This is a genomic window from Bacillus sp. FSL K6-0993 (assembly GCF_037977205.1).
Classification (GTDB): domain Bacteria; phylum Bacillota; class Bacilli; order Bacillales; family Bacillaceae; genus Bacillus; species Bacillus subtilis.
In genome coordinates this window covers 1,172,993-1,199,182 of record NZ_CP150275.1, presented here as the reverse complement: position 1 = coordinate 1,199,182, position 26,190 = coordinate 1,172,993, and the positions used below count along the sequence as shown (strand labels likewise).

The following is a 26,190-nucleotide window of genomic DNA, read 5'->3' as shown; positions in this document are numbered from 1 at the left end:
TGAATCATGAAAAAGCTTTAAATTCGGTTTCCGTGCACATCACAAAATGTCCCGGTTTGACTTCACGGAATTCCATCGTTTCCCCATCTTTTAATTGATGGACGGACGGATCATATTTCTGGCGGACGCGATTTCTCTCATAGTCCGGATCTGGAAGCGGAATCGCAGAAAGCAATGATTTTGTATATGGGTGAAGCGGATTTTCATAAAGCTCATCTGCCGGCGCAAGCTCAACCAGTTTCCCGAAATACATGACTCCAATGCGGTCACTGATGTATTTGACCATCGATAAATCGTGGGCAATAAACAGGTATGTGAGCCCTTTTTCTTTTTGCAGTTCTTTCATTAAATTCACAACCTGCGCTTGAATGGATACATCCAAAGCGGAAATCGGCTCATCCGCGATAATGAATTCCGGATCAACAGCAAGAGCTCTGGCAATCCCGATTCTTTGGCGCTGGCCGCCGGAAAATTCATGCGGATAGCGGTTCGCGTGTTCCTTGTTTAAACCAACTGTTTCCAATAGTTCATGAACCCTCTGCATCCGCTCTTTTTTCGTTTTCGCCAGCTTATGAATATCTAGGCCTTCAGCAATAATATCAGCAACTGTCATTCTCGGATTTAGGGATGCATATGGGTCTTGGAAAATCATCTGCATTTTGCGGTTGAATTCCAGCAGCTTTTTCCGCGATTTTCTCCCGTGCACATTTTCACCGTTAAACAGCACCTCACCATCGGTTGCTTCGTACAGCCGGATAATGCTTCGGCCTGTTGTCGATTTACCGCAGCCAGATTCACCAACCAGCCCTAATGTTTCACCTTTATAGATATCAAATGATAAATCATCTACAGCCTTGACCGTTCCCCTCGGCGTGACAAAGTGCTGTTTTAAATGTTTGATTTCTAATAATTTTTCAGTCAATTCATTCACCTTCTCTCACTAAGACAGGTTTTTCATACGTATTTGCCAGTTTACGCATTTTCGCTTTTACCGCTTCAGGCGGCTCTACCTTTGGCGCATCAGGATGAAGCAGCCACGATTTTACATAATGAGTATCGGATACCTTAAACATTGGCGGCTCCTGTTCAAAATCGATTTTCATCGCATAAGAGCTCCGCAGGGCAAAAGCATCTCCTTTTGGCGGGTTTGTCAAATCAGGCGGCGTGCCCGGAATTGCAGTCAGCTCTTCCTCACCTGAACTTTCCAGTGTCGGCATGGATGCAAGAAGCCCCCAAGTGTACGGATGTCTCGGATCGTAGAAGATTTCGTCTACCGTACCGGTTTCTACAATCTGTCCCGCGTACATGACAGCGACCCGGTCAGCAACGTTAGCCACAACACCAAGGTCGTGTGTGATAAAGATGATGGACGTGTCAATTTTCTTTTGCAAATCCTTCATTAATTCCAAAATTTGCGCTTGAATCGTTACATCAAGAGCAGTTGTCGGCTCATCGGCGATCAGAAGCTTCGGATTCGCTGCAAGCGCCATGGCAATGACAACCCGCTGCCTCATCCCGCCTGAAAATTCGTGCGGAAATTGGTTAACCCGCTTTTCCGGCATTGGGATACCGACTAATTCCAGCAGTTCAACCGCGCGTTTTTTAGCCGCTTCCTTCGAGATCTTCTCGTGTTTAAAAAGCACTTCCGTAATTTGTTTACCGACCTTCATCGTTGGATTTAAAGAGGTCATCGGATCTTGGAATATCATGCCGATCTCTTTTCCCCGGACATTTTGCATTTCTTTTTCGGACAGCGGCACTAGATCCTTTCCTTCAAACAGGATCTCACCGCGTTTGAAATAACCCGGAGGCATTGGAATCAGCTTCATAATCGCTTGAGAGGTTACACTTTTTCCGGAACCTGATTCTCCAACAATGGCCAGCGTCTCTCCTTTATCCAGATGGAAATTCACTCCGCGGATTGCCTGGACCTCTCCGCCATATGTTTTAAATGAAATTGCTAAATCTTTTACTTCTAATAGGCGTGTCACCCGTATCACTCCCTTATTTACGTAACTTAGGATCCAATGCGTCTCTTAATCCGTCGCCGACAACGTTAAAACCAAACATTGTAATGCAGATAAATCCGGCAGGGAAGAATAAACGCCACGGATAATAGGTCAATGCAGGCAATCCGTCAGAAGCCATCGTTCCCCAGCTTGCCAGCGGAGCCGGAACACCAAGTCCCAAATAGCTTAAAAAGGCTTCTGTGAAAATCGCAGTAGGAACTGTCAGTGTCATCGTGACCAAAATAGAACCCATTGCGTTTGGCACGATATGTTTAAACAGAAGACGGGATGTTTTTGCACCCAGTGTCTGTGAAGCAAGCACATACTCCTGATTCTTCAGCTGCAGCACTTGTCCGCGCACGATTCTGGCCATATTAATCCAGCCTGTAATCGTCATGGCAATAATAATCGTAAATAGACCTTTCGGAAGAACAACCATCAGTAAGATAACCATTAATAATGAAGGAACTGCCCAAAGGATATCAGCGATACGCATCATGATTTCATCCGTTCTGCCTCCGCGGAAGCCTGAAATGCTCCCCCAAATGACGCCGATCAGCAAATCAAGAACAGCAGCTGCAACACCGATAAAGATTGAGATTCGCGCCCCTACCCATGTACGGACGAAAATGTCCCGTCCAAGATCATCTGTTCCGAACCAGTGATCTTTTGAAGGCGGCTTATCCGCATTTAAGAGATTAGTAGTTGAATAATCATACCTTGAGAACATCGGCGCAAAAATTGCCATAAGGATAATAAGTACGATAATGATAAGCCCGACCATTGCAAGCTTATTGCTGCGGAAGCGAAGCATCGCATCTTTCCAGAGGGAAAGGCTCTTTTTACTTATTTTTTCTGCATCGCCGGCATTCGCTGCGGCTGGTTCAAACATGTTTTTTGGAATGTTCTGCATGGCCTAGGCTCCTTTCTTTGCTTTGGAAAGCTTGATTCTTGGATCAATAATGCCGTATAACACATCTACGATTAATACACACAATAGCAAGATGACACTGAAGAACACCGTTACACCCATAATGACCGTATAATCACGGTTTGTAATACTGTTGACGAAGTGTGCACCAAGCCCCGGGATCCCAAAAATGGTTTCAATAATGAAGCTCCCCGTTAAGACCTGTGCGGCCATCGGGCCCATATATGTAACAACCGGCAAAAGCGCGTTTCGAATGGCGTGCCGCACTGTAACCGCTGGGCGGGAAAGCCCTTTCGCTTTCGCTGTGCGGATATAATCACTGTTTAACACTTCGATCATGCTTGAACGGGAAAGTCTGGCAATAAACGCCATCGGCATGGAAGCAAGTGCGATTGAAGGCAAAAAGGTGTATGCCCAGGAATCCCACCCCGCGACCGGAAACAGCCCAAGCTTCATGGAGAACACATATTGCAGAACAGCCGCCATGATAAAGCTCGGAACCGAAATACCAAATATCGTTAAAATCGCGACGGTATAATCCTGCCACTTATTATGGTAAAGGGCTGCAATGACCCCAAACAATACACCTAACGCTAAAGCGAGGAGAATAGCTTCTGCTCCAAGAGTAAATGAAACGGGGAAACCTGAACTGATCAGGTCGTTAACACTCTGACCTTTATATTTAAATGACGGTCCGAAATCCCACATTGCAACTGATTTCAAATAACTTACATATTGTACAAACAACGGCTTGTCCAAGCCATAATGCGCATTTAAATTTGCTTCAATTTCAGGCGGAAGCTTTTTCTCACCTGAAAATGGCCCGCCCGGTGCTGCTTGCATTAAGAAGAATGTCACAGTTACAATCACAAATAGTGTGATAATCATATAGACTAAGCGTCTTCCGATATATTTTAGCAAGGGGGAACACCTCCATGGTTTTTACATTTTTATACTCCATCAGTAAGAAAGGTATATGGGGCTTTTCTCCCCATATACCTTGAGGTCTTTTATTTTCAGACGTAGCCTTATTTAAAATATGCGTTTCTGAAATAAACCTCACCAGTACCTGGCATGATAACACCTTTTAGGTTTTCATCCTGTACCCAAGTATCAGTATAGAAATAGATTGGGGCAACCGGCATTTCATCAATGAAAATACCTTCTGCTTTTTTCAGCAGCTCTGCACGTTTTGTTTTATCTGTTTCAGTTTGTGACTGATTCAGAAGCTTTTTGAATTCTGGATTTTCCCAGCCTGTATCGTTATTTCCTCCGTTTTTGTCACGGAACAATTCAAGGAAGTTGATAGGATCATTGAAGTCGCCGAGCCAGCCCATACGGCCGATTTGATAATCTTGGCTGTGGAGCTTATCAATATAGACATTCCACTCTGAGTTATCAAGCTCAACATCAACGCCTAAATTTTTCTTCCACATTTCTTGTACTGCTTGAGCGATTTTCGCGTGTGCGTCATCAGTGTTGTAAGACAATTTGATTTTTGGCAAATCAGATGCCTTGCTTAAGCCCATTTCTTTTAGGCCTTTATCAAGGTATTTTTTTGCTGTTTTGACATCATTGTCTTTGAAGTATCCTTCTTTGTTATCCTCAAATCCCTTCATTGTAGGCGGCACTGCAGCCATTGCCGGGATTTGCTCTCCTTGCGTAACGTTTTTAACAATCGACTGACGGTCAAGCGAATATGTTAAAGCTTTACGGATATTTACGTTGTCTAATGGCTTAGCTTCAGTGTTGAATTTGTACCAATACACACCTGCAATCGGCTCAACATGTAAAGAACCGTCTTTTTTCAGGGTCGGCAGGGATTCTGTTGGAAGCTGTCCGAGCGGCATACCGGCCCAATCAAGTTCGCCAGCTTGGAATTTTTTCAGTTCCGTATTGTTATTGTTGATCATAACCATATCGATTTTCTTCAGTTTGACTTTGTCTTTATCCCAATACTGGTCATTTTTTTCGAGAGTAATAGAACCGCTGTGTTTCCATGCCGTCATTTTGAACGGCCCGTTTGATACATAATCATCTCCGGCATTTGTATTCCACTTTTTATTTTTCTCTGCAATTTTCTTATTGATCGGCATATACGTATAGAACGCAGTTAATTCAGTGAAATATGGAGTCGGGTTATTTAATTCAACCTTCAGCGTTTTGTCATTCACAGCTTTTACTGCCACATCATCTAGGCTGCCTTTGCCGGTATTCGCCGCTTCAGCACCTTTTATGTAGTAGAGCTGGTAAGCGTATTGTGATTCGTTATTAGGATCAAGCGCCCATTTCCAAGCATATTCAAAATCTTGTGCTGTTACAGGGTCTCCATTAGACCATTTCACACCATCACGAATGGTAAATGTATATGTCTTTCCGTCCTTGCTCGTTTCAATTTTAGAAGCCATGCCTTCTTCAGGCTCACCATCTGCATTGATACGTGTCAATCCTTCAAAAGTCTGACGGATGACACCGCCTGATACTGAATCATTTGCCAATCCCGGATGTAAGGAGAACGGCTCAGTTTTAATATTAATGTTAAGTGTCGTCTTTCCTTTACTGTCCTTTTTCCCTTCACCGTTTGATCCGCTGCCGCCAAAGCCGCACGCGCTCAGCACGAGAGTGAAAATGAGCATCAACGTGACAATCGACCAACGTTTTTTCATATTCGCAAACCCCCTAATAATAATTTTCAGCTCCTTACGGCTAAATCCTCAGAAATATCAGACAAATGAACCTGAGTTTCCGCAACTTTTATTCTGTTCCGTCTTTTCTGATTATTTTTGTAAAAAAGCTGTAACAATAGAGTGAACAAGTTCATTATAATGAAACAAATAATTTATTGCAATATTATTTTATCAATTTAAAATATTTAAACTTCGTTAGTTTTTCTTCCATGAACATAATATCCTTCTACCATTTAAAGCATAAATTGATTAAAAACTTTTTCATGTGTTTTCTGCCCATATTGCTTTTTACATATAATATCTGCCTGTTTTTACGCTGATAGCAGTTATCATTTAAGGATTTTACAGCACGCGTGTTATTTATATAATTACAATTTTACTGGAAAAAAGAATGTTTTTTCATGATGACAATTGGTTATAATTGATTTATAATGAAGCAATCAAAAGAAAAGCTTGCTATGAAAAAGAGTAGTACACATTTCACCTGTTTGAAGAGAGTCTGCGGTGCTGGGAGCAGATAACGGGCAATGTGGAATGGACTTTGGAGCAGCTGACCGAACTGGAAAAAAGTAGGCTCAGCCGGAGCAGTCTCCGTTACAAACGTCAGAGTGATTCCATTTTAATGGAATAATCAGGGTGGTACCACGGTTCATTCGTCCCTTTTTTACAGGGGATGAATGAGCCTTTTTTATTATGTTTTAAGAAATGAGGTTGATGTTTTCATGAAACAAACGATTTTTTCAGGCATTCAGCCAAGCGGCTCAGTGACGCTCGGCAACTATATCGGTGCAATGAAGCAGTTTGTCGAACTGCAGCATGATTATAACAGCTATTTTTGCATCGTGGACCAGCATGCGATAACTGTTCCTCAAGACCGGCTTGAGCTTAGAAAGAATATCCGCAATCTCGCAGCGCTTTACTTAGCTGTCGGACTTGATCCAGAAAAAGCAACATTGTTTATTCAATCAGAGGTCCCCGCGCATGCGCAGGCCGGATGGATGATGCAGTGTGTCGCATATATCGGCGAGCTTGAGCGGATGACTCAATTTAAGGACAAATCCAAAGGCAATGAAGCTGTCGTCTCCGGCCTGTTAACATATCCGCCACTGATGGCCGCTGATATTCTGCTGTACGGAACGGATCTTGTACCTGTCGGCGAGGATCAAAAGCAGCACCTTGAGCTGACGCGGAATCTTGCAGAACGATTCAACAAAAAATACAACGACATCTTTACGATTCCGGAAGTGAAAATTCCAAAAGTCGGTGCACGTATCATGTCTCTGAATGATCCGCTGAAGAAAATGAGCAAATCTGATCCGAATCAGAAAGCTTATATTACCCTGCTGGATGAACCGAAGCTTCTTGAAAAGAAAATCAAAAGCGCTGTGACAGATTCTGAAGGCATTGTGAAATTTGATAAAGAAAACAAACCGGGCGTTTCCAACCTTCTTACGATTTATTCAATCCTCGGCAATACGACAATTGAAGAGCTTGAAGCAAAGTACGAAGGAAAAGGCTACGGCGAGTTTAAAGGTGATTTGGCAGAAGTCGTGGTGAACGCATTAAAACCGATCCAGGACCGCTATTATGAGCTGATAGAATCTGAAGAATTAGACCGGATTCTTGATGAAGGCGCGGAACGAGCGAACCGGACAGCAAACAAAATGCTGAAAAAAATGGAGAATGCCATGGGTCTTGGAAGAAAAAGACGCTAATCAAAAAACCGCTCTTTGCAAAGAGCGGTTTTTTTCAGTTTACCTTTGATTCGTTTTCCATTTCCCAAAGCTTTTCGAAAAAAGGCTGACCTTTTATTAGGTTTTCGCAAAAAGCTAGGTGCTTGTCCGACCAGCCTTCAATTGTTTCGTTATACAGCATGTCCCAAATCTCTTCAAAGCTCATCCTTTTGATTTGTTCATACATATGCGGATTCCACTCTGTGTACCAGTAGCCGATTTCAGCCCGGTTTTTCAGCCCTTTTAATTGGTCAAGCGCCATAAACATCAGCTGCTTGATTTGCCGTTCTTTTCTAGTCAGTCCTCTGACATGTTCTGGTGCTAATGATAAGATGTGATATTCCTTGGAGGATTCCAGCTTCTTTGGCTCAAATTCATATGTTTCAGGCTCTACATCTTTCACCATTTCATAAACGAGCTGCTCCTGTCTTGGGATCAGACGGCTTTTTCTGACAGGGATCGTGTAGCCGATCGTGTCGACAGCTAAAATGCCGATTCCGTCTGTTACGACAAAACAATACTCAAGCTTTGTCCGCTCATGATTTTTCCGAATGTACGATTTCTGATGTACGTCTTCAAGCAAACCTTTCGGAAGCTCTGACAAATCGTTTTCTATGTAATGAAACAGTACTGACGGCACCCTTAGCAGCGGCACCTGATCCAAAAGCTCAACCGTATCTTCCTTGCGCCATTCGTGAAAGTGGCATACATTGTAGCCATTTTCTTCCCCTTCAAACCAATTGACCCACACATCATGAAGAAATAACATCTCTAACCCCTCACTTTTATAAAAACTGTTGTCCACAGTATAGGCAAGGGATAGAGAAATTATTCCAAAGAGATTGAGGAAATCTGGAATCACTAGTTTTATGTAAGAATCACAAAAAGCAGATCTCTTTGTATATTTTCTGACAAAAGGAGACCTGCTTTTTTTCTGATTTGGTGATATTTTATAACAGATATGATATTCATTTTTATTTAATATTTTTCGGGTCAAGCGCATCCCGCAGGCCATCACCGACAAAGTTGAAGCATAAAACGGTCATTAAAATAAATAGCCCGGGAAATAACGGGTACCACCATGCTTGAATCATTAATGTAAAGTTTTGAGCATCCTGAAGCATGTTTCCCCAGCTAGCGATTGGCGGCTGGATACCGAAACCCAAATAGCTTAGCGTTGATTCAGCTAGAATGACACTGCCTACTTTTAGAGTAGCGGAGACAATAATTGGTCCAATACAATTCGGTAATATATGCGAAAAAATAATTTTGTGATTTTTTGTGCCTATTGTTTTAGCAGCCAATACAAATTCCCTTGACCTTAGAGATAAAAACTCACCTCTGACTAGTCTCGCTGTTGTAGTCCAACCCGTCAAAGAAAAAATCAAAATTAACTTATCCATTCCGGGTTGAAAAATTGTAACCAAGGTAATAAGCAGAAAAATATCAGGAATAGATAAGACTACATCGACAGCCCTCATTAATACAGCATCTACTATTCCTTTAAAGTACCCTGCTACAGCTCCAACAACCGTACCTATAGTAATCGCACCAATTACTGAAGCAAAACCGACTAATAAAGACACACGAGCTCCATATAACACCCTTGTAAATATATCTCGCCCAAATTTATCCGTTCCCATTAGATTTTTAGGGCTTGGCGGCTTCAGTTTGTTTAAAAGTGATTGACTCTCAGGTGAGTAAGGCGCAATAAAAGGGGCAAAGACTGCCATTAAAATAATAACTGTTAATATGATACCCCCAACAACAGCAAGCTTATTTTTGAAAAATTTCTCAAAAAAGATCCTAGTCATTGTTTCTGGTTTTTTTCTAATATTTTCTTTTAGCTTTACCTCATTAGAGGGAGCCGCAGTGTTTGGATGTGCCATATGTGTCTCCCCCTTTTAATATTCAATTCTCGGATCAACTAATGCATACAAAATATCTGCAATCAAGTTCCCCAGTACAACCAAAACAGCAGAAATTACAGTCATGGCCATAATAACCGGATAATCTCGAGAGAATGCCGAATCAATAAATAACTTCCCTAATCCCGGCCAAGTAAAAATCTGTTCAACTACTACAGCACCGCCAATAAATGAAGGGATCATCAATCCGAAAATTGTAATAACAGGCAGAAGGCCATTTCTCAATCCATGTTTGAAAATAACTTTATTTTCCTTAAAACCTTTTGCACGAGCTGTTCTAATATAATCCTGTTTTAATACATCGAGCATACTAGATCGAGTATAACGAGTAATACCTGCCATATCAGCAGTTGCTAAAACAAACGCAGGTAAAATTAAATGATGGAGCCTGTCAATAATGCTAAAGTCAGCGTTTAAAGTGCTGACACCCCCCGTAGGAAACCAGCCGAGATTTACGGAAAGAACCATTATAAGAATTAATCCGAACCAGAAATTTGGTATTGCCAGCCCTAAAAATGACGTGACAGTTATACCATAGTCAAGCTTAGAATAAGGGCGTTTTGCAGAAAGAACACCGAAGGGAATTGAAATCAGAAGAGCAACAAGAGTTGAAAAAACCATAAGCACCAGAGTATTCGGTAAACGTGAAAGGATTAGATCGGAAACTGGTGTCCCCTTTTTTACAATAGATGTCCCAAAGTCGCCTTGGAGCATATTTCCTAGCCATTTTAAGTATTGAACAGGTTCTGGATCATTGAGCCCGTACTTTTCAATAAATTTCGCTCTGTCAGCTTGGCTGATTGTCGGATCCATCATAAGTGACATCGGGTCACCTGGCGCCGCTTTCATTATCGCAAATGATAAAATTGTAATGCCCAAAAGAATTGGCAGAGACATTAATGTTCGACGAACAATATATGTAACCATATTCTTGTCCCCTTTTCTAAAATAGGATAAAGAGGAAAGGATGCTTACTTGATCCTCCCCTCTCTAGGGATTTAATTATTATTGTTCAAGCCACCATTTTTCAATATGATATAAGTCATTTTTCGGATGGAATACATATCCATTCATGTTTGTCGGGATTGCCCTATGATAATTGTAATAAAACAGGAATGAATAAGGCTGATCCTCAGCAATCAATTTATAGATTTCTTCATATTTTTTCTGATATTCTTTTCTATCTGTAATAGACTTAGCTTCTTCTAAAAGTTTATCGACTTTAGGATTCTTATACCATATGTTGTTTAATCCGTTCTTAGATTGACTGGAGTGGAAAATCGAAAATTGATCTGGGAATGTAGCCAAGCTCCAACCGAGCAGTAGTGCATCATAATCCCAATTCGGTGCGCTTGTTTGTTCAATAAGAGCACTAAATTCTACAATTTGCGGTTTTGCTTCAATTCCTACTTCTTTAAGTTGCTGCTGAACAACAACTGCTAAATCCTCCCGAATCTTATTACCCTGGTTAGTTTTAATGGTAAATGAAAATTTCTTTCCGTCCTTATCAAGGTAACCGTCTCCATCTGTATCTTTCCATCCTGCTTCTTCCAAGAGCTTTTTAGCCTTTTTAGGATTGTAATCAAATGTAGGTACATCACCTTTTGGATAGTTCCAAGAAAGCGGACTTTCAGGAACATTTGCAACTTTACCATCACCGTTTAACACCTGATCTACCATTGCTTTTCGATCAAGTGCATACGTAAGAGCTTGGCGGACTTTTTTGTCTTTAAATAATTCGTTTTTTTCATTCCATCCAATATAGCTGTAGTTCAAACCAAGATCTGATTTAACTTGCACATTATCAAATGTTTTAACTGTCTCAAAGTCTGTGCCTGGTACAACAAAGAAGTCAATATCTCCAGCTTTTAATTGAGCAACAGCTGCATTAGAATCAGGAATCGTCTTAACTGTCACTGTATCTAAATACGGTCTTCCGCCATAATAGTCATCATTTGCTTCAAGTTTTACATAATCGCCCTTCTTCCATTCAACAAACTTGAATGGACCCGAACCAATTGGATTCTTCCTGTTAAATTCATTTTCTCCTAAATCTGCAACTGGTACTTTCCCTAAAATGTGTTTAGGCAGAATACCGTAACTGTCTAAAACAACATTGTAAAAATACGCATCCTTTTTCTTTAATTTAAATTCAACTTCATAATCACCTTTTTTTGTAACAGATTTTAGTGATTCAAAACCAGAACCCCGTTCACCATTATAGTCCTTGTTTAAAGGGATGCTATAAGTGAAAACAACGTCATCGGCTGTAAGTTCTTTTCCATCATGGAATTTTACACCTTTTCTAATTTTGACATCATAAGTCAGGCCATCTTTGGATTCCGTTACTTTCTCAGCTAAAGCAGGTTTCACATTTAGTTTTTCATCCGTTTCTAATAATGTACTATAGATCATCCCTTCAATATCTGAACTGGAAACGTCTGTAGAATAGAGTGGATTAAACAACGTTGGCTCCCCAGTTGAACCAACAACCAAATCCCCGCCTTGCTGCGGTTTGCCTGTGGATTTTTTCTCGCTGCTGTTGCTTGATTTTGATCCCGAGCAGGCTGATAAAAAAATGGCCAGAACCATCAATACACTTAGCATCATCAGTGCGGTTTTCCGTCTTTTCATTAGATATTCCCCCTCTTGAAATGTTCGTTCTTCTCAGCTGTTGTTTATGTAGTGTGCATACCCCCTCTCAAAGCTGTGCGGGCAACATTAGCTATAAAGGTGACAAGCCACAAAGTGGCTGGGAGCAGCTTCTTTAAATTCTGGTATTTGTTCCTTGCATATCGGTTTTGCAACAGGACATCTTGTGTGGAATACGCAGCCTTTTGGCGGGTTGGCCGGACTAGGCAGTTCTCCCTTCAGGACAATGCGTTCACGTTTGACAGATCCTCTTTTTCTTGTAACTGGAACGGAGGATAAAAGCGCTTGGGTATATGGGTGAAGCGGGTTGTCATAAAGCTCATGCTTGCCGGTCAGCTCCATCATTTTGCCAAGATACATTACTCCGACTCTGTCGCTGATATGGCGTACGACACTCAGATCATGAGAGATAAATAGATACGTAAGATTAAATTCTTCCTGTAATTCCTCCATCAAGTTAATCACTTGGGCCTGAATAGATACATCAAGTGCGGAAACCGGCTCATCTGCAATGATCAGCTCTGGATTCAAAGTGAGTGCTCTGGCAATGCCGATCCGCTGACGCTGGCCGCCTGAAAACTCATGAGGATAACGGCTGGCAAACGACGGGTGAAGCCCTACTCTTGCAAGCAGCTCTTCAACTTTTTCGTTTCGTTCACGCATGGTATACATGTTGTGCGTATTAAACGGCTCCTTTATGATGGAACGCAGGGTCTTTCTCGGGTTTAACGAAGCAAATGGATCTTGGAAAACCATTTGAATATTTTTGCGGACATTCTTCCGCAGCTTCTCCTCTGACAGATTGGAAATATCCTGCCCTTTAAAAAGAATTTGGCCCTCTGTCGGTTTGTACAGTCTGATCATCGTTCTGCCGGCAGTCGATTTTCCGCAGCCCGACTCTCCAACGATTCCGAGTGTTTCTCCTTTTTTTAACGAAAATGAAACACCATCCACCGCTTTTACATCACCGACTTTTCTTTGAAAAAGGCCTGACCGGATCGGAAAGTATTTTTTTACGTCACGAAGCTCTAAGATTGTTTCTTGATTAGCTGCTGTCATGATTGTTCGGCACCCTCTTCCTCATATAAAAAGCATCTCACCGTTCTTCCGCTTTTGTGTGTCAAAAGCGAAGGCTGATTTGTCCAGCACTTATCCATAGCTTTCGGGCACCTTGGGGCAAAACGGCATCCCGGCGGCAGATTATCCGGTGTAGGCACACTGCCTTTAATCGCATTTAATTTATCAATCTCTCCATCTATAACAGGAATTGACGTAAGCAGGCCTTCTGTATACGGATGAAGCGGTTTTAAAAATAAGTCATCAACGGTAGCGTTTTCTACGACTTGTCCGCAGTACATGACAATTACTCTATCGGCAGCCTCAGACACGACACCTAAGTCGTGTGTGATGAGAAGAATCGATGTATTGAACTTCTGACAGAGATCTTTCATGAGCTCCAGCACCTGGGCTTGTATTGTCACATCCAGCGCTGTCGTTGGTTCATCGGCAATGAGCAGTTTAGGATTACAGCTCAGTGCGATGGCAATCATCACCCTCTGTCTCATACCGCCGGACAGCCGATGCGGGTACTCCTTCATAATTTGCTCCGCCCGGGAGAAACCGACCATCTGCAAGAGTTCAACAGCTCGTTGATGGGCTTCTTTTTTCTTCATGTTTTTATGGTAAATCAGCACTTCGGTAATTTGTTCTCCGATTGTTAACACCGGATTAAGGGAGGTCATTGGTTCCTGAAAGATCATGGATACTTCGTTACCGCGGATTTTGCAATAATCGTTTTCAGTGAATGAGGTGAGGTCTTTGTCTTCGAGTTTAATAGAGCCGTCCATGATTTTTCCGCCTGAGCTTTGGACGAGGCCCATAATTGATAAAGAAGTAATGCTTTTTCCGGAGCCCGATTCACCTACAAGCGCGACGGTTTCGCCTTTGCTGATGTGAAAATCGACTCCGTCAACCGCAGGGATCGGCTCCTTTTTCCTGAAAAAATAAGTCTTTAAATTATTCACTTCTAAAAGTGTGCTCATGCTAGCTCCCCTTTCCCCCCTCTTGTCGTCAAACGTTTTCAAGAGAAAGCAATCCCCTTATTCAGAAATAATAAATAATATTGAATTATCGAAAAATTTTATAGTTGTATATTATTACAATCATTTTGCAAAATCAAGAATTTTTTAGGATAAATGTAATATTATTAATGAAATTCCATTATTTTATCCTTTTAAAGCATTGCATCCAAAAAGGTTTCAGCAGGAATGGACAGTCCGTCTGCGGCGCTTGCCTTGCTGGCGGTTAAATATTTTTTTACAATATTGAATCCAACTGCGTATCCAAGCATTTTCGGCTGATATCCTTTGCCGAATAACAGCTGGGGAAATAATCGATTATCCCGTTTGATATCCCGATGGGGCGCAATCTTTTTTTCATATAAAGACTGAAGCTGTTCCGGTGTATACCAAGTCGTCCATTCAGCCGTTTGACTTCGGCCGAACCTCTCATAAACAGCATATTCCGCCAGCCCTTCCATGATGATTGTATCAAGTAATGTGACATCCTTTTCCTCTTTTGTCAGATGACCTAACCGGCAAACGTGATGATACTCATGCGTCATAAGGGCAGATACCGACCCAAAATCTAAATCTGACGAAAGAAAAAGAAACATTTTGTCTTGAAAGGCGAGTCCTGATTTTGATCCGAATTCTAAACGGATTCTCCTGTTTCGTTCATCAACCGGCAGCGTGACAATTGGTACATTAGGACCTTGCCATTTGTTTTTGAGGTACTGTTCTTCCTTTTGGATATGTCCGTAAAAACCTTTTTCCTTCAGCTTGGAAACAGTCTGAATACCCTCTTTTATGTTTTTAAACATCCCATGATGCTGAAGATGCCCCAGAATGCCCTTCCAGTTCTTTTTCTCCGCACCTGAAAAAAGCGGGATAATGTAATGCGCCAAATCATCTATTGAATCAGCCTTCCTGAGCCAGCTATATGTTTGTTCTACACTCATGTGATCGCCTCCTCTTTTAATCCTATGCACACAAAAAAAACCGGCTACCCTTTAAGGGCAGCCGGTTTGGCTTAATTATGATTGATATTTCTTAAAGATTAATGTTGCGTTGTGTCCGCCGAATCCTAATGAGTTGCTGAGAACATAATTAAGTTCCTGTCTGCGGGCTTCATCAGGCACATAATCCAAATCACATTCTTCGTCAGGTGTTTGAATATTGATTGTCGGCGGAATCACGCCTTCTTTAATGGCCAGGATAGAGAAAATGGCTTCAATACCGCCGGCTGCTCCTAAGAGGTGGCCTGTCATCGATTTTGTAGAGCTTACCGCAAGTTTATGCGCATGCTCACCGAAAACGGTCTTAATCGCCATTGTTTCGTATTTGTCGTTGTAATACGTGCTTGTCCCGTGAGCATTGATGTAATCAATTTCCTCAGGTGCAATGCCTGCATCTTTAATGGCTTCTTGCATCGCTCTCGCTCCGCCTTCACCGTCTTGGGCCGGTGCTGTGATATGATAAGCGTCTCCGGTTGAGCCGTAGCCGACAATTTCTCCGTAAATTTTAGCGCCGCGGGCCAGGGCATGCTCAAGTTCTTCAAGAACGATAATCCCTGCACCTTCCCCCATGACAAAGCCATCACGGTTTTTATCAAACGGGCGACTCGCTGTTTTCGGATCTGGATTAGTAGACAGCGCTTTGTTGGCACTAAAGCCGGCGAATGACATTCTTGTCAGCGGCGCTTCTGTTCCGCCTGTGACCATCACGTCTGCATCACCACGCTGAATAACCTTAAACGCGTCACCGATGGAGTTCGTTCCTGTAGCACATGCTGTAACCGTACAAGAGTTCACCCCTTTTGCTCCTAATGCAATAGAAATCTGGCCTGTCGCCATGTCAGGAATCATCATTGGCACGAAAAACGGGCTTACCCGTCTTGGGCCTTTTGTTAAGAAGATTTCAAATTGAGACTCTAGTGTTTCAAGTCCTCCGATACCTGAGCCTACCCAAACACCCACTCTCGGCGCGATTTCATCGGTAATGTTAAGATCTGCATCTTCAACCGCCATTTTCGCAGCCACAACCGCATATTGTGTAAAGCGGTCCATTTTTCTGGCTTCTTTTTTATCCATATAATCTTCAACATTAAAATCTTTTAATTCAGCGGCAACTTTTGCCGGATATTCTTCAGCGTCAACACGAGTGATCGGACCGATTCCGGACACACCGTTGATTGCGTTATTCCAACTTGTATCGACGTCGTTGCCAAGTGGAGATAATGCTCCAAGTCCTGTAACAACTACTCTTTTTTTAGTCATCTTGTGTGCACCTCACCTTTTTTTATCGGCCCCAGCGGATAGCAATGGCGCCCCATGTTAGTCCTCCGCCGAACCCTACCATAACGACCACATCGCCGTCTTTGATTTTACCGGCTTCCAATTCTTCTACAAGAGAGATCGGAATGGATGCGGCAGAAGTATTTCCATATTTATGAACAGTTTTAGACATCTTTTCGACAGGAAGCTCTAAACGCTCGCGAGCAGCTTCCATGATACGGATGTTCGCCTGATGCGGAATCAAAAAGTCGACATCCTCTTTTGAAAGTCCGGCTTTTTCAATGACATTTACGCATGATTCTCCCATTTGGCGGACTGCAAATTTGAAAACTTCTCGTCCATTCATGATTGTATGTCGTTTTTCATTCAGATACAAGTGCTGACCGCCTGTGCCGTCGGCTCCTAGTTCAAATGAAAGGATTCCTCTGTCATCACTGACAGGTCCGACTACCGCAGCGCCTGCTCCGTCTCCAAACAGAACGGCTGTATTGCGGTCTTCCCAGTCGGTAATGCTTGAGAGCTTCTCTACACCGACAACTAGAACATGCTTGTAGGTTCCGGATTCAATAAATTGTTTACCGGTTACAACCCCGTACATGAAGCCCGCACAAGCCGCGCTGATATCCATAGCACACGCTTTCTTCGCGCCGAGCTGTTCTTGAATCATACAAGAGACCGTAGGAAATGACTGATCAGGTGTAACAGTTGCAACCAAGATCATATCCAGATCCTCAGCAGCCACTTCAGCTTGTTCCAGCGCATTTTTCGCTGCAGCAAGAGCCATATGTGATGAAAACACATCATCTGCTGCGATTCTTCTTTCTTCTATTCCTGTTCTTGTACGAATCCACTCGTCAGAAGTTTCAACCATTTTTTCAAGATCATGATTTGTTAAAACCTTCTCAGGAATGTAACGTCCAACACCAAGTATTCCAGCTTTCATAAGGGAAGACTCCTTTATATCTTAAATTTAGAAGATCAATCAGGTTGTGATCAATTATTAGTATCAGGTACTAATTCTATCCTATTTTTTTTCACATGGCAATATATTCGTCTAAACTATCAGTTCATCTTACTCATAGAGTATGGTATATGGAAAGGAGGCGTATGCAGTTGGATGTGTTTTCAAGAATGATGTTCGGCGATGCAGCAAAACCAACAGAAGAGAAGGAGGAACAGCAAGAGGAGGTTTCTCAGGTTTCTCAGACAAACGACGAAGAGACGATTAATTACATGCATATTATGGACCAAATCGGTTCAATTATGAACTCTCTTGATCAAATCAAGCCCGCTTTAAAGGAGCTTGCGCCCATGCTCTCCGCTATTAAAAAGAAAATCATGTGAAAAGCCACTTTCAAAAAAGTGGCTTCTTCTTATTCTGTTTCAGATTTAGCGTCAGACTTGCCAAGCTCATAAGCTTCCGCCATTACCGTTGTAAACAGATTCATAAACGGCTGTATGGCCTCCATTGAGAGCTCAATGCCTGATTTCTCAAGCTGTTCTTTCGCTTCAGGGAGATATTTCATGGCAATTTGCAAGAATTCAAGTGATTTTTCGTGCTGCATGTGACGTCACTCCATTACTCGTTTTTTGGCAGCTCGCCTGTTTTGTTGTATGTTTTGATCAGCTTGGCGATTCTTTGCTGAAAGTCTTTATCGACGAGCGGGCTGAATGTTCCCATCTCAACGACTCCCGTATTCAGGTCGTAGTAATGATCGCCGCCCTCAAGGGTGCCTTTATTAAATTGTTCAGCAATGATTTCATAGGCCTTGTCCACATTTTGCACCGTGCTGGTTAATACGGTATTCTCGCCCAGGTCCGATTGATCTGTGACGTAGCCAATGGCATAAAGACCGTCTTTTTTGATTTGCTGAATAACAGGAACATTATACCCGTCTCCGGCGGGATACACAACATCCGCGCCTTCGTTCTTCATTTTCTGATAAAGCTTTACTGCTGTTGTATCATCATCCCAATGATCCGTATATTTCGTATTTACCTCTATATCCGGATTTTCATACTTGGCCCCTTTGATAAAACCGTCAACCTCAGGCTGCCACGTAAAGGAAGCAATTACACCGACCTGATTCGTTTTCGACATATGGGCAGCAGTCATTCCTCCAAAAAAGCCCATTGCTTCCCCGCTGAAATGGACACTCGTTACATTATCAGCTTTCGCTTTCGCATTGGAAATGACGAATTCCATATCTGGATAATCTTCACCGACCAGGTTAAACACCTCAGCATATTCACTCCCATGGCCGTAGAGCAGATTGACGCCCCTCTTATGAAAATCCTCAATCGCATTTATGATATCTTCTTCTGTTTTAACGCCTTCTTTATAATAGACGTCCACATTGTATTTGGATTGTATATTCAGTAACCCTTTATACCCTTTTGTGCCCCATACGAGGTCATTAATCGTATCAGGAAAGAGCATGCCGACCTTCTCAATTTTTCCTTTGAACGGAGTTTGTCCACATCCACTCAATAAAAGGAGGACAGAAAAGATCATGACAAGCCTTGTGATCAAGTCATGTTCAACTCCTTTTGACAAGCTATAACATGTATTATTTTATACGTTTATTGTATCTAGAAAACTCGAAACATGGAAGGTTTTTCTTAATATTTGTCGAAAATTGATGAAAATTGTCTTTTCCACTCGATAATTTTTGTTTTTGCTTCTTCTTTTGAGGTTTTCTCTGTGACTTGCAATTCAAAAAGCTGATCTTTGCTATGACCGATTGGTTCTAACAGGAATCTCAGCAACTCGTCAGCGACGTCATTTGTATAATAGCCGTCTTCCTCTGTTTCTTCTTTCCATGGCCCATACATTTTCGGCAGGATCACGGTTTTTTCCGAGCCTGTTTTTTCACGCTTTTCCCATTCTTTTCGGTCTTCTTCATATACTAAAATATAAGGAGAATCATATTGGTCTAAAGGCAAAAAACTTCCGAACTGGATACAAATTGTATCATAATTTTGGTCTCCAATGTGTTCAAGCTGGCGAAAGAGTTCATTTCTCCCAAGCCACATGAGTCTTTCTTCTAAGTACATTTGACTCATTTTATCTTCTGTTTCCGCCAGAACAACGTCAACATGTATGCCTTCATCCATCATTCGCTCACATAATGAAAGGCCGAAAAATTCGTCCGCACCTACAATCAGCGTTGATTCCATTGCATCTGCCGCCCTTCCGGTTTTTCATTTCCCAAAACAAAACAGCCTCCGCAAAAGAGAAGGCTGTTGTCATTATATTCTCTATAATTCTTTTTCATGACTGTGAAAGAATTTGCAAATTGATGCATAAATTCTGCTTGGATGCTCAAATAAATGAAATGTCATGTCGACCGGTGAGCCTTGCTTTTGCTGTTTTTCCTTGAAAACTTCCGCATGTACGCTGTAGGGATATGGAGCTCCGGTCATACGCTGCCATATATGAACCGGTACGCCGCTCGGGTAGCTTTGAATTGTTTTATAACGAAGCGCTTCCGCTTCTTTTTCAGAAATTCCGTAGCTTTTCGAAACTTCTTTCAAAAATTGCTTATAGAAAAATTTATTTTCTTTTTCCGATTCATAATGTGCCTGAAGATCGAGACAAGGATTCAACATTGCGGCTGAGCGGATATGATCCGGGGAAAAACGAAGCAGTTCATCGGCCACGAGAGCACCCATGCCTTCTGCTAATATATGAATCTTCGGATTGAGGATTTCCTGCTTCAGCACAGAATGTATCAGCTGTTTGGCATAGGTGACTGCTTTTTCCGCCCCCCAATGCCTTCCGAACAGATTGCTGTTAAAAAGAGTATATCCTTCATTCCTCAACATGCTCAGAAGCTGATTTCTGCCGTAATGCTGCTGCCAAAAGCTTGAATCATGTCCGACAAAGTGGGTTCTGTCCCCCAAGATAAAGATGCCGAAGCCGTTCGGGCGATAGGGCAGATGAATGACATTATGCTCCGTTCCCAGTTGAAAGTATCTTTCCGTTATTCCCATCGCTTGCCCGCCTCCTTTCACACTTCATCTCACGCTATCTTATGTAAATAGAAAAGAAACGAATAAGGTAAAGTCCTAGCCTTTTACATTTTTGGCTATTATACTGATTGACGTTTTTTATATTTTACCATTAAAGTGTGACGAATCAGACTCTTTTGTCACCTCACTTTCTGCTAAAATTGGATTCCCCCTTCGCTTTTTGTATGGTATGATAACTTTTAGAATAGAATGAGAAGGACGAGGTGGAAACGTGCGATATATTATTGCCTTTATTTGGACGTTCCTTTTATCACATATGGCATGCTACTTGGTTGCAAGCATGAACAGCGTTACGTATAATTTCAAAACATCATCTGTCATTGCTGTTGTACTGTATGTCTTAATCATGGTTTTAGCAGAAATCATGCCTATGAACAAAAATGCAAGCCAGCATTAAAAAGCCAAAAACCCAAAACATTTATTGTTTTGGGTTTTTTAGTGGTCACGGCTTTCTTTTGTAGGTCCACAGCCGGTTGTGGTTTGATGTTTCGGGAAACATTTCCCCTGCTGACAGATGGACCTTTTGAGGGTTTTTAACCATACTCCCTGTCTCGCCGATTTCTACGTAGACACCGTTATTAGGCGCTTTCTGTCCGGGCCGGAATTGGTGCTGCTGTCCCACTGTTTTTCCTCCTTTTCCTTTTTGCTGTAGTATGCGCCTAAGTGGCTGTGAATATGTTGCCATCAAAAAAACTGCTGAGTTTGGCTCAGCAGTTTTTTGATGATTCCCCTTTATATAAAATGGCCTTCAGCAGTGCTTTTTGCACATGAAGACGGTTTTCCGCCTGCTGGAACACTGCAGAGTTCGGCCCGTCAATAATCTCCGCAGTCACTTCTTCCTCACGATGCGCAGGGAGACAATGTAAAAATGTATAGTCAGGCTTGGCATGGCTGATTAGCGCCGCATTCACCTGATAAGGCGCAAAGACAGCAAGACGTTCTTTCTCTTCCGCTTCCTGCCCCATGCTTGTAAACACATCAGAATAAATCACGTCCGCGTCTTTTACAGCTTCAATCGGATCATCTGTCAGCGTGATAGAAGAGCCGGATTGAAGTGCATATGTCTTTGCCGCTTCAGCTGCTTCATCTAACACTTCATATCCCTTTGGTGAAGCGATCGAGATATCACAGCCCATTTTCGCGCAGCCGATCATCAAGGAGTGCGCCACGTTATTTCCGTCACCGATGTATGCGACTTTTACGCCTTTAAGCTTCCCTTTTATCTCCTTAATCGTCAAGAGATCCGCCAGCGCCTGGCATGGGTGGTATTTATCGGTAAGTCCATTGATCACCGGAATGTCAGCTTCTTTGGCAAGTTCCTCCACCTTTTCATGTTCAAAGGTCCGGATCATGATGGCATCCACATAGCCTGACAGCACTTTTGCCGTATCAGCGACAGTCTCACCGCGCCCCAGCTGCAGATCTTTCTGGCTTAGAAAGAGGGCGTTCCCGCCCAGCTGCGCCATGCCCGCTTCAAATGAAACACGGGTCCGCGTTGATGATTTTTCAAAAATCATCGCCAAGGTTTTGCCATGGAATATAGGCTGAATTTTGTTTTGTTTCAGCTCACCGGCTTCTGTGAGCAAGGCGTTTATGTCCTGTTCACTAAGGTCCTTTAACGTTAATAAATCTTTTCCGTATAAACTGGTTTGCGTCACTGTGTGCATGATGCCACTTCCTTTTTATAGAGGTCTTTGAGAGATACAGGTTGCGGATGGCCTGAACTGCTTTGTAAGAACGCCCGCACAGTTTCTTCTTCTGTAAAGACAGGGATGCCGTGCGTCATGGCTTCCAAACGTTCTTTGCGTGCTTCTTCAGAACCGCTCAGATTGATGTGGAGCGCTTTTCCTTCCTGTTCCATCCATGAGGCAAATGTCCCTTCATGAACGGTAAAACCTGCGTTTTCTGCTAACTCCTTCACATCTTCCGGAACGTTTTGCAAATAAATGCTTCCTTTTTGACTCCAGACTCTTGTATAGATTTTTTTCAAGGCGCTGTTGGCATCATAGGCGACACACATGCCTTCTCCCGTTGATTTCATTTCCGGCCCAAGCTTGACATCCACATCCTGGATCGCATGAGAAGAAAAAACAGGGAACTTCACGGCAACTCCATGATAATTTTGAACTGCCGGATTTAGATCTTTTAAGGACGCTCCCGCCAGCAGACGTGTGGCGAGCGGAATCATCGGAACGCCCATTACTTTGCTGACGACAGGAACCGTGCGGCTCGCTCTAGGATTCACTTCGAGAACGAGTATGTTTCCATTGTCGATCACAAATTGGATGTTCATGATGCCTTTAAATGAAAGTTTTCGAGCAATTTTTTGTGCGGCATCTTTCATGCCCTGCTGCAGCCCGCTCGTGATGGACGGTCCCGGAAGAATGGCAAAGCTGTCCCCCGAATGGACACCTGCCCGTTCAATATGCTCGGTATATGTCGGGATAAAGACATCCTCGCCGTCGGAAATCAAATCAATTTCGACTTCCTTTCCAGACACATACTGATCAATCAAAATCGGATATGGCATACTGTCTTCATCATTCAGCAGCTGAGAAAGCTGGGCTTGCGAGTCAACAATGATCATGCCCATTCCGCCGATAACGTAAGATGGACGAATTAACACCGGATAGCCAATCTCACTGGCTTTTGAAGCAGCTTCTTCTTTTGTATAGGCAATTTCTCCTTTTGCGTGCTTCAATCCCAGCTCGTCAAGAAGCTGATAGAATTGATCCCGATCCTCTAACACGTCGAGCGTTTGAAATGATGTGCCAAGAAGAGTAATGCCGGCTTTTTCGAGCGCTTCAGCAGCATTGATTGCAGTTTGGCCGCCGAATTGCACAATTGCAAAATCAATATTTTCCTGCTCCGCCACGTTTACAATATGCTCCGTTGTCATCGGTTCAAAATACAGGCGGTCCGCAATTTCATAATCGGTGCTGACCGTTTCCGGGTTATTGTTAATCATGATGGTTTCAAACCCAAGCTCTTGCAGTGTCAGCACACCGTGAACAGCACTGTAATCAAATTCAACGCCTTGGCCGATCCGAATCGGGCCTGATCCGATAATGAGCGCGCGTTTTTTCTCTTTGCGGCTGATGTCTCCATCGGTCTCTCCGAAATATGTGGAGTAAAAATAGTTTGTTTTCGCATCAAACTCTGCCGCGCATGTATCTACGATTTTAAAGGAAGGCGTAATGCCCATCTCCTTGCGAAGCGCGCGCACCTCTTCTTCTGTTTTGCTGATCAGCGAGGCAATCGTTGCGTCTGAGAATCCCTTTTCCTTTGCTTTCTTCAATAATTCAAAAGTGAGATCGCTCCCTGCTTCCATCAGGCGGTTTTCCAATTTGATGATGTTGTCAAAGGTATGAAGGAAAAACGGATCAATTTTTGTTTTTTCATGGATGTCATCAATCGAGACGCTGCGGCTCAACAGCTCCATGACAACGAAAAATCTGCGGTCATCCGGAGTGATTGCCAAACCCCATAGCGTATCAATTGACAACCCGCTGAGCTCTGGAAGGTGTGTCCCGATATTTTTTAATTCAAGCGACGCGGCTGCCTTTTGTATCGCCGCTTCTAAATTCCGTTCAATCGCCATCACTTCACCGGTGGCTTTCATTTTTGTGCCAAGCTTGCGATCTGCGTTTTTGAATTTATCAAACGGCCAGCGCGGAAATTTGACGATCACATAGTCCAGTGCCGGTTCAAAGCTTGCGTAAGTCGAGCCTGTGAGCGGATTTTTCAGCTCGTCAAGGGTGTATCCGACTGCCAGTTTCGCGGCCATCTTCGCAATCGGATAACCGGTCGCTTTAGATGCGAGAGCCGATGACCGGCTTACACGCGGATTCACTTCAATGACGTAATATTGCTTGCTGAATGGATCAAGCGCGAATTGAATGTTGCAGCCGCCTACAACATCAAGTGCTGAGATGATCGTCAGACTTGCTGTCCGCAGCATTTGATAGTCTTCGTCTGTCAATGTTTGTGACGGCGCCACAACGATAGAGTCACCTGTATGCACGCCGACCGGATCGATATTTTCCATATTGCAGACGGTAATGCATGTGTTATTGCTGTCACGCATGACTTCATATTCAATTTCTTTAAAACCGGCAATGCTTTTTTCGACAAGGCATTGATTGATCGGACTTGCTAATAGCGCCTGCTTAATCATAGCTGTAAAGGCTTCTTTATCAGGGGCGATTCCTCCGCCCTTTCCGCCTAATGTGTAAGCTGGTCTGATAATAACAGGAAAACCGATGGATTCCGCAAAATGGAGGGCATCGGCCTCGTTATCAACAATTTCACTCTCCGGCACGGGCTGTTTTAATTCATTCATTAACGAACGGAATTTTTCCCGGTCTTCTCCTTTTTGTATCGTTTCAACGGATGTGCCGAGAAGTTTGACGCCGTGCTCTTTTAAAACACCCGTTTCTTCAAGCTCCACCGCTAAATTCAACGCGGTCTGACCGCCTAAATTGGCAAGAAGCCCATCAGGCCGTTCTTTCTTAATGATGGCTGTCAGGCTTTCTGCTGTCAGAGGCTCAAAATAAATTTCATCAGCGAAGGCTTCATCAGTCATAATTGTCGCCGGATTGCTGTTGACGAGAATCACCCGGTAGCCCTCCTCCTTCAGCGCGATGCAACCTTGAGTGCCTGAATAATCAAATTCTGCTGCCTGCCCGATGATGATCGGGCCTGAGCCGATTACTAATATGCTTGAAATACTGGTGTCTTTAGGCATGCGCGATTTCTCTCCTTGCTGGTATCACATTCTTTAGATAATCATCAAAAATCCATTCGCTTTCCGCCGGTCCGGGATGTGCTTCCGGGTGGAATTGAACACTCATGACAGGCAGTTTTTTATGGACAAGCCCTTCAACTGACGTATCATTGACATGATGAAACCTGATCGTGAGCTCTTCTTCATTAATCGACTGTTCATCAACCACATAGCTGTGGTTTTGGCTTGTCATAAAGACCCGTTTCGTCTCACGGTCGATGACCGGATGATTAGCTCCCCTGTGCCCGAATGGCAGCTTAAAAGTATTCCCTCCGAACGCGAGCGCGATCAGCTGATGTCCGAGACAAATGCCGAGAGTCGGAAAGCGGCTGATGATGCTTTTGATCTTTCCTAAATATGGCTGAATGGCTTTCGGATCTCCAGGTCCGTTCGATAGCACAATGCCATCGGGTTTGATGTTGTATACGGCCTCCATTTGCTGGTATGGCACCACGGTAACCTTGCAGCCTCGTTTGACAAGTGATGATGCGATTGACTTTTTATAGCCAAAATCAATGAGAGCGATGTGTTTATTCCCGTCGCCAAATGTGCTGATTTTCTGGGCGGAAGCCTGCTCTGCCACATTCTCTGGTTGAAGGGCAATCTCAGCTCCTTCTTTAGAGGCTGTGACTGTCGCACCCATCGTCCCGTTTGCCCGGATTTTCTTCACGACTGCCCTCGTATCAACATGGGTTAACAGCGGAATGTTCCATTTCTGTAAATACTCCTTGAGGCTGTATACCGCTTCATAATGAGAAAAGTGATCACACGCCTCATAGACAACCGCGGCTTTTACTTGCGGTTTCTTGCTTTCAAAATCCTTTTCATTTATGCCGTAGTTGCCAATCAGCGGGTAGGTAAATACTATAATCTGTCCCTTATATGATGGATCTGTCAGCACTTCCTGGTAGCCTGTCATTCCTGTGAAAAAAACAGCTTCTCCCGTGCAGTTTTCATGACCGTCCAGCTCGCCGCTGAACGATGTCCCATCTTCTAACACTAAATAACCTTCCATCTAACAGCCCACCTCTTGATGAATAATTAATTATAAAAATGAATTTTTATGCCTTTATAT

25 protein-coding genes and 1 other annotated feature are annotated in these 26,190 nt (G+C 43.0%); of the genes, 3 read left to right on the top strand and 22 right to left on the bottom strand.

Features of this window, described 5'->3' with window-relative positions; genetic code table 11:
- Positions 1-4: 4 nt before the first annotated feature.
- The 5 genes from oppF to oppA all read right to left on the bottom strand — a co-directional run bounded on the left by oppF (position 5) and on the right by oppA (position 5,606).
- The gene (oppF, locus tag MHH79_RS06200) at positions 5-922 is read right to left on the bottom strand and encodes an oligopeptide ABC transporter ATP-binding protein OppF (RefSeq protein WP_047182432.1); all 918 of its coding nucleotides are present in this window, start codon (positions 920-922) and stop codon (positions 5-7) included.
- Position 923: 1 nt separating this feature from the next.
- Complete coding sequence (gene oppD, locus MHH79_RS06195) at positions 924-2,000, bottom strand: oligopeptide ABC transporter ATP-binding protein OppD (protein WP_077670618.1); 1,077 nt, start codon at positions 1,998-2,000, stop codon at positions 924-926.
- Positions 2,001-2,004: 4 nt separating this feature from the next.
- Positions 2,005-2,922, bottom strand: coding sequence for an oligopeptide ABC transporter permease OppC (gene oppC / locus MHH79_RS06190; protein WP_003232954.1), 918 nt, complete (start codon positions 2,920-2,922; stop codon positions 2,005-2,007).
- A gap of 3 nt (positions 2,923-2,925) precedes the next feature.
- Positions 2,926-3,861, bottom strand: a complete 936-nt coding sequence (oppB, locus tag MHH79_RS06185; RefSeq protein WP_003245554.1) for an oligopeptide ABC transporter permease OppB — start codon at positions 3,859-3,861, stop codon at positions 2,926-2,928.
- A 107-nt stretch (positions 3,862-3,968) separates the two neighbouring features.
- Entirely contained in the window at positions 3,969-5,606 is a 1,638-nt protein-coding gene (gene oppA, locus MHH79_RS06180; protein WP_063335040.1) for an oligopeptide ABC transporter substrate-binding protein OppA, read from the bottom strand.
- A gap of 470 nt (positions 5,607-6,076) precedes the next feature.
- Positions 6,077-6,291: a binding site (T-box leader), on the top strand.
- Between the two features lie 58 nt (positions 6,292-6,349).
- Between oppA and trpS the strand changes: the two genes are divergently transcribed.
- Positions 6,350-7,342, top strand: coding sequence for a tryptophan--tRNA ligase (trpS, locus tag MHH79_RS06175; RefSeq protein WP_015483084.1), 993 nt, complete (start codon positions 6,350-6,352; stop codon positions 7,340-7,342).
- Between the two features lie 34 nt (positions 7,343-7,376).
- Here the strand turns inward: trpS and MHH79_RS06170 are convergent, their stop codons facing one another.
- The 9 genes from MHH79_RS06170 to fabH form a co-directional block, all read right to left on the bottom strand.
- The gene (locus MHH79_RS06170; RefSeq protein ID WP_003239298.1) at positions 7,377-8,129 is read right to left on the bottom strand and encodes a YjbA family protein; all 753 of its coding nucleotides are present in this window, start codon (positions 8,127-8,129) and stop codon (positions 7,377-7,379) included.
- 205 nt (positions 8,130-8,334) lie between these two features.
- On the bottom strand, positions 8,335-9,249 hold the full coding sequence (opp4C, locus tag MHH79_RS06165; protein WP_015383348.1) for an oligopeptide ABC transporter permease: 915 nt from the start codon (positions 9,247-9,249) through the stop codon (positions 8,335-8,337).
- A gap of 15 nt (positions 9,250-9,264) precedes the next feature.
- Entirely contained in the window at positions 9,265-10,215 is a 951-nt protein-coding gene (locus tag MHH79_RS06160) for an ABC transporter permease (RefSeq protein ID WP_041056500.1), read from the bottom strand.
- A 78-nt stretch (positions 10,216-10,293) separates the two neighbouring features.
- A complete protein-coding gene (locus MHH79_RS06155; protein ID WP_015383346.1) occupies positions 10,294-11,922 on the bottom strand; it encodes a peptide-binding protein in 1,629 nt (542 codons plus the stop codon).
- Positions 11,923-12,009: 87 nt separating this feature from the next.
- Positions 12,010-12,999 carry an oligopeptide ABC transporter ATP-binding protein AppF gene (gene appF / locus MHH79_RS06150; RefSeq protein WP_047182428.1) on the bottom strand — a complete coding sequence of 330 codons (990 nt, stop codon included), beginning with the start codon at positions 12,997-12,999 and terminating at the stop codon, positions 12,010-12,012.
- Positions 12,996-13,982, bottom strand: a complete 987-nt coding sequence (appD, locus tag MHH79_RS06145) for an oligopeptide ABC transporter ATP-binding protein AppD (RefSeq protein ID WP_047182427.1) — start codon at positions 13,980-13,982, stop codon at positions 12,996-12,998. The genes appF and appD overlap by 4 nt, the downstream gene beginning before the upstream one ends.
- A 191-nt stretch (positions 13,983-14,173) precedes the next feature.
- Positions 14,174-14,959 carry a DUF2268 domain-containing protein gene (locus tag MHH79_RS06140; protein WP_063335039.1) on the bottom strand — a complete coding sequence of 262 codons (786 nt, stop codon included), beginning with the start codon at positions 14,957-14,959 and terminating at the stop codon, positions 14,174-14,176.
- Positions 14,960-15,034: 75 nt separating this feature from the next.
- Entirely contained in the window at positions 15,035-16,276 is a 1,242-nt protein-coding gene (gene fabF, locus MHH79_RS06135) for a beta-ketoacyl-ACP synthase II (RefSeq protein WP_003244890.1), read from the bottom strand.
- Between the two features lie 22 nt (positions 16,277-16,298).
- Positions 16,299-17,237: a beta-ketoacyl-ACP synthase III gene (gene fabH, locus MHH79_RS06130; RefSeq protein WP_015483083.1), complete on the bottom strand. Its 939-nt coding sequence runs from the start codon at positions 17,235-17,237 to the stop codon at positions 16,299-16,301.
- Between the two features lie 164 nt (positions 17,238-17,401).
- Here fabH and yjzB point away from each other — a divergent pair, with 164 nt between their 5' ends.
- Positions 17,402-17,638: a spore coat protein YjzB gene (gene yjzB, locus MHH79_RS06125; RefSeq protein WP_015383342.1), complete on the top strand. Its 237-nt coding sequence runs from the start codon at positions 17,402-17,404 to the stop codon at positions 17,636-17,638.
- 29 nt (positions 17,639-17,667) lie between these two features.
- Here yjzB and comZ read toward each other — a convergent pair whose 3' ends face one another.
- The 4 genes from comZ to MHH79_RS06105 form a co-directional block, all read right to left on the bottom strand.
- Positions 17,668-17,859 (bottom strand): ComG operon transcriptional repressor ComZ, encoded by a 192-nt coding sequence (comZ, locus tag MHH79_RS06120; RefSeq protein ID WP_003224559.1) that lies wholly within the window; start codon positions 17,857-17,859, stop codon positions 17,668-17,670.
- Between the two features lie 14 nt (positions 17,860-17,873).
- On the bottom strand, positions 17,874-18,827 hold the full coding sequence (gene med / locus MHH79_RS06115; protein WP_014476425.1) for a transcriptional regulator Med: 954 nt from the start codon (positions 18,825-18,827) through the stop codon (positions 17,874-17,876).
- A gap of 89 nt (positions 18,828-18,916) precedes the next feature.
- Positions 18,917-19,474 carry a hypothetical protein gene (locus MHH79_RS06110; RefSeq protein ID WP_063335038.1) on the bottom strand — a complete coding sequence of 186 codons (558 nt, stop codon included), beginning with the start codon at positions 19,472-19,474 and terminating at the stop codon, positions 18,917-18,919.
- Between the two features lie 81 nt (positions 19,475-19,555).
- Positions 19,556-20,290 (bottom strand): hypothetical protein, encoded by a 735-nt coding sequence (locus MHH79_RS06105; protein WP_014479433.1) that lies wholly within the window; start codon positions 20,288-20,290, stop codon positions 19,556-19,558.
- A 250-nt stretch (positions 20,291-20,540) separates the two neighbouring features.
- On the opposite strand from MHH79_RS06105, the gene MHH79_RS06100 reads away from it, so the two are divergent.
- Complete coding sequence (locus tag MHH79_RS06100; RefSeq protein WP_003245236.1) at positions 20,541-20,726, top strand: DUF2929 domain-containing protein; 186 nt, start codon at positions 20,541-20,543, stop codon at positions 20,724-20,726.
- 45 nt (positions 20,727-20,771) lie between these two features.
- Here the strand turns inward: MHH79_RS06100 and MHH79_RS06095 are convergent, their stop codons facing one another.
- The 4 genes from MHH79_RS06095 to MHH79_RS06080 form a co-directional block, all read right to left on the bottom strand.
- Positions 20,772-20,951 (bottom strand): YjzC family protein, encoded by a 180-nt coding sequence (locus tag MHH79_RS06095; RefSeq protein ID WP_003245356.1) that lies wholly within the window; start codon positions 20,949-20,951, stop codon positions 20,772-20,774.
- A gap of 85 nt (positions 20,952-21,036) precedes the next feature.
- Complete coding sequence (gene argF, locus MHH79_RS06090) at positions 21,037-21,996, bottom strand: ornithine carbamoyltransferase (RefSeq protein WP_340035046.1); 960 nt, start codon at positions 21,994-21,996, stop codon at positions 21,037-21,039.
- Positions 21,984-25,076, bottom strand: coding sequence for a carbamoyl phosphate synthase large subunit (locus MHH79_RS06085; protein ID WP_340035045.1), 3,093 nt, complete (start codon positions 25,074-25,076; stop codon positions 21,984-21,986). Before MHH79_RS06085 ends, argF begins: the two co-directional genes overlap by 13 nt.
- The gene (locus MHH79_RS06080) at positions 25,069-26,130 is read right to left on the bottom strand and encodes a carbamoyl phosphate synthase small subunit (protein WP_327844259.1); all 1,062 of its coding nucleotides are present in this window, start codon (positions 26,128-26,130) and stop codon (positions 25,069-25,071) included. Before MHH79_RS06080 ends, MHH79_RS06085 begins: the two co-directional genes overlap by 8 nt.
- Positions 26,131-26,190 lie beyond the last annotated feature (60 nt).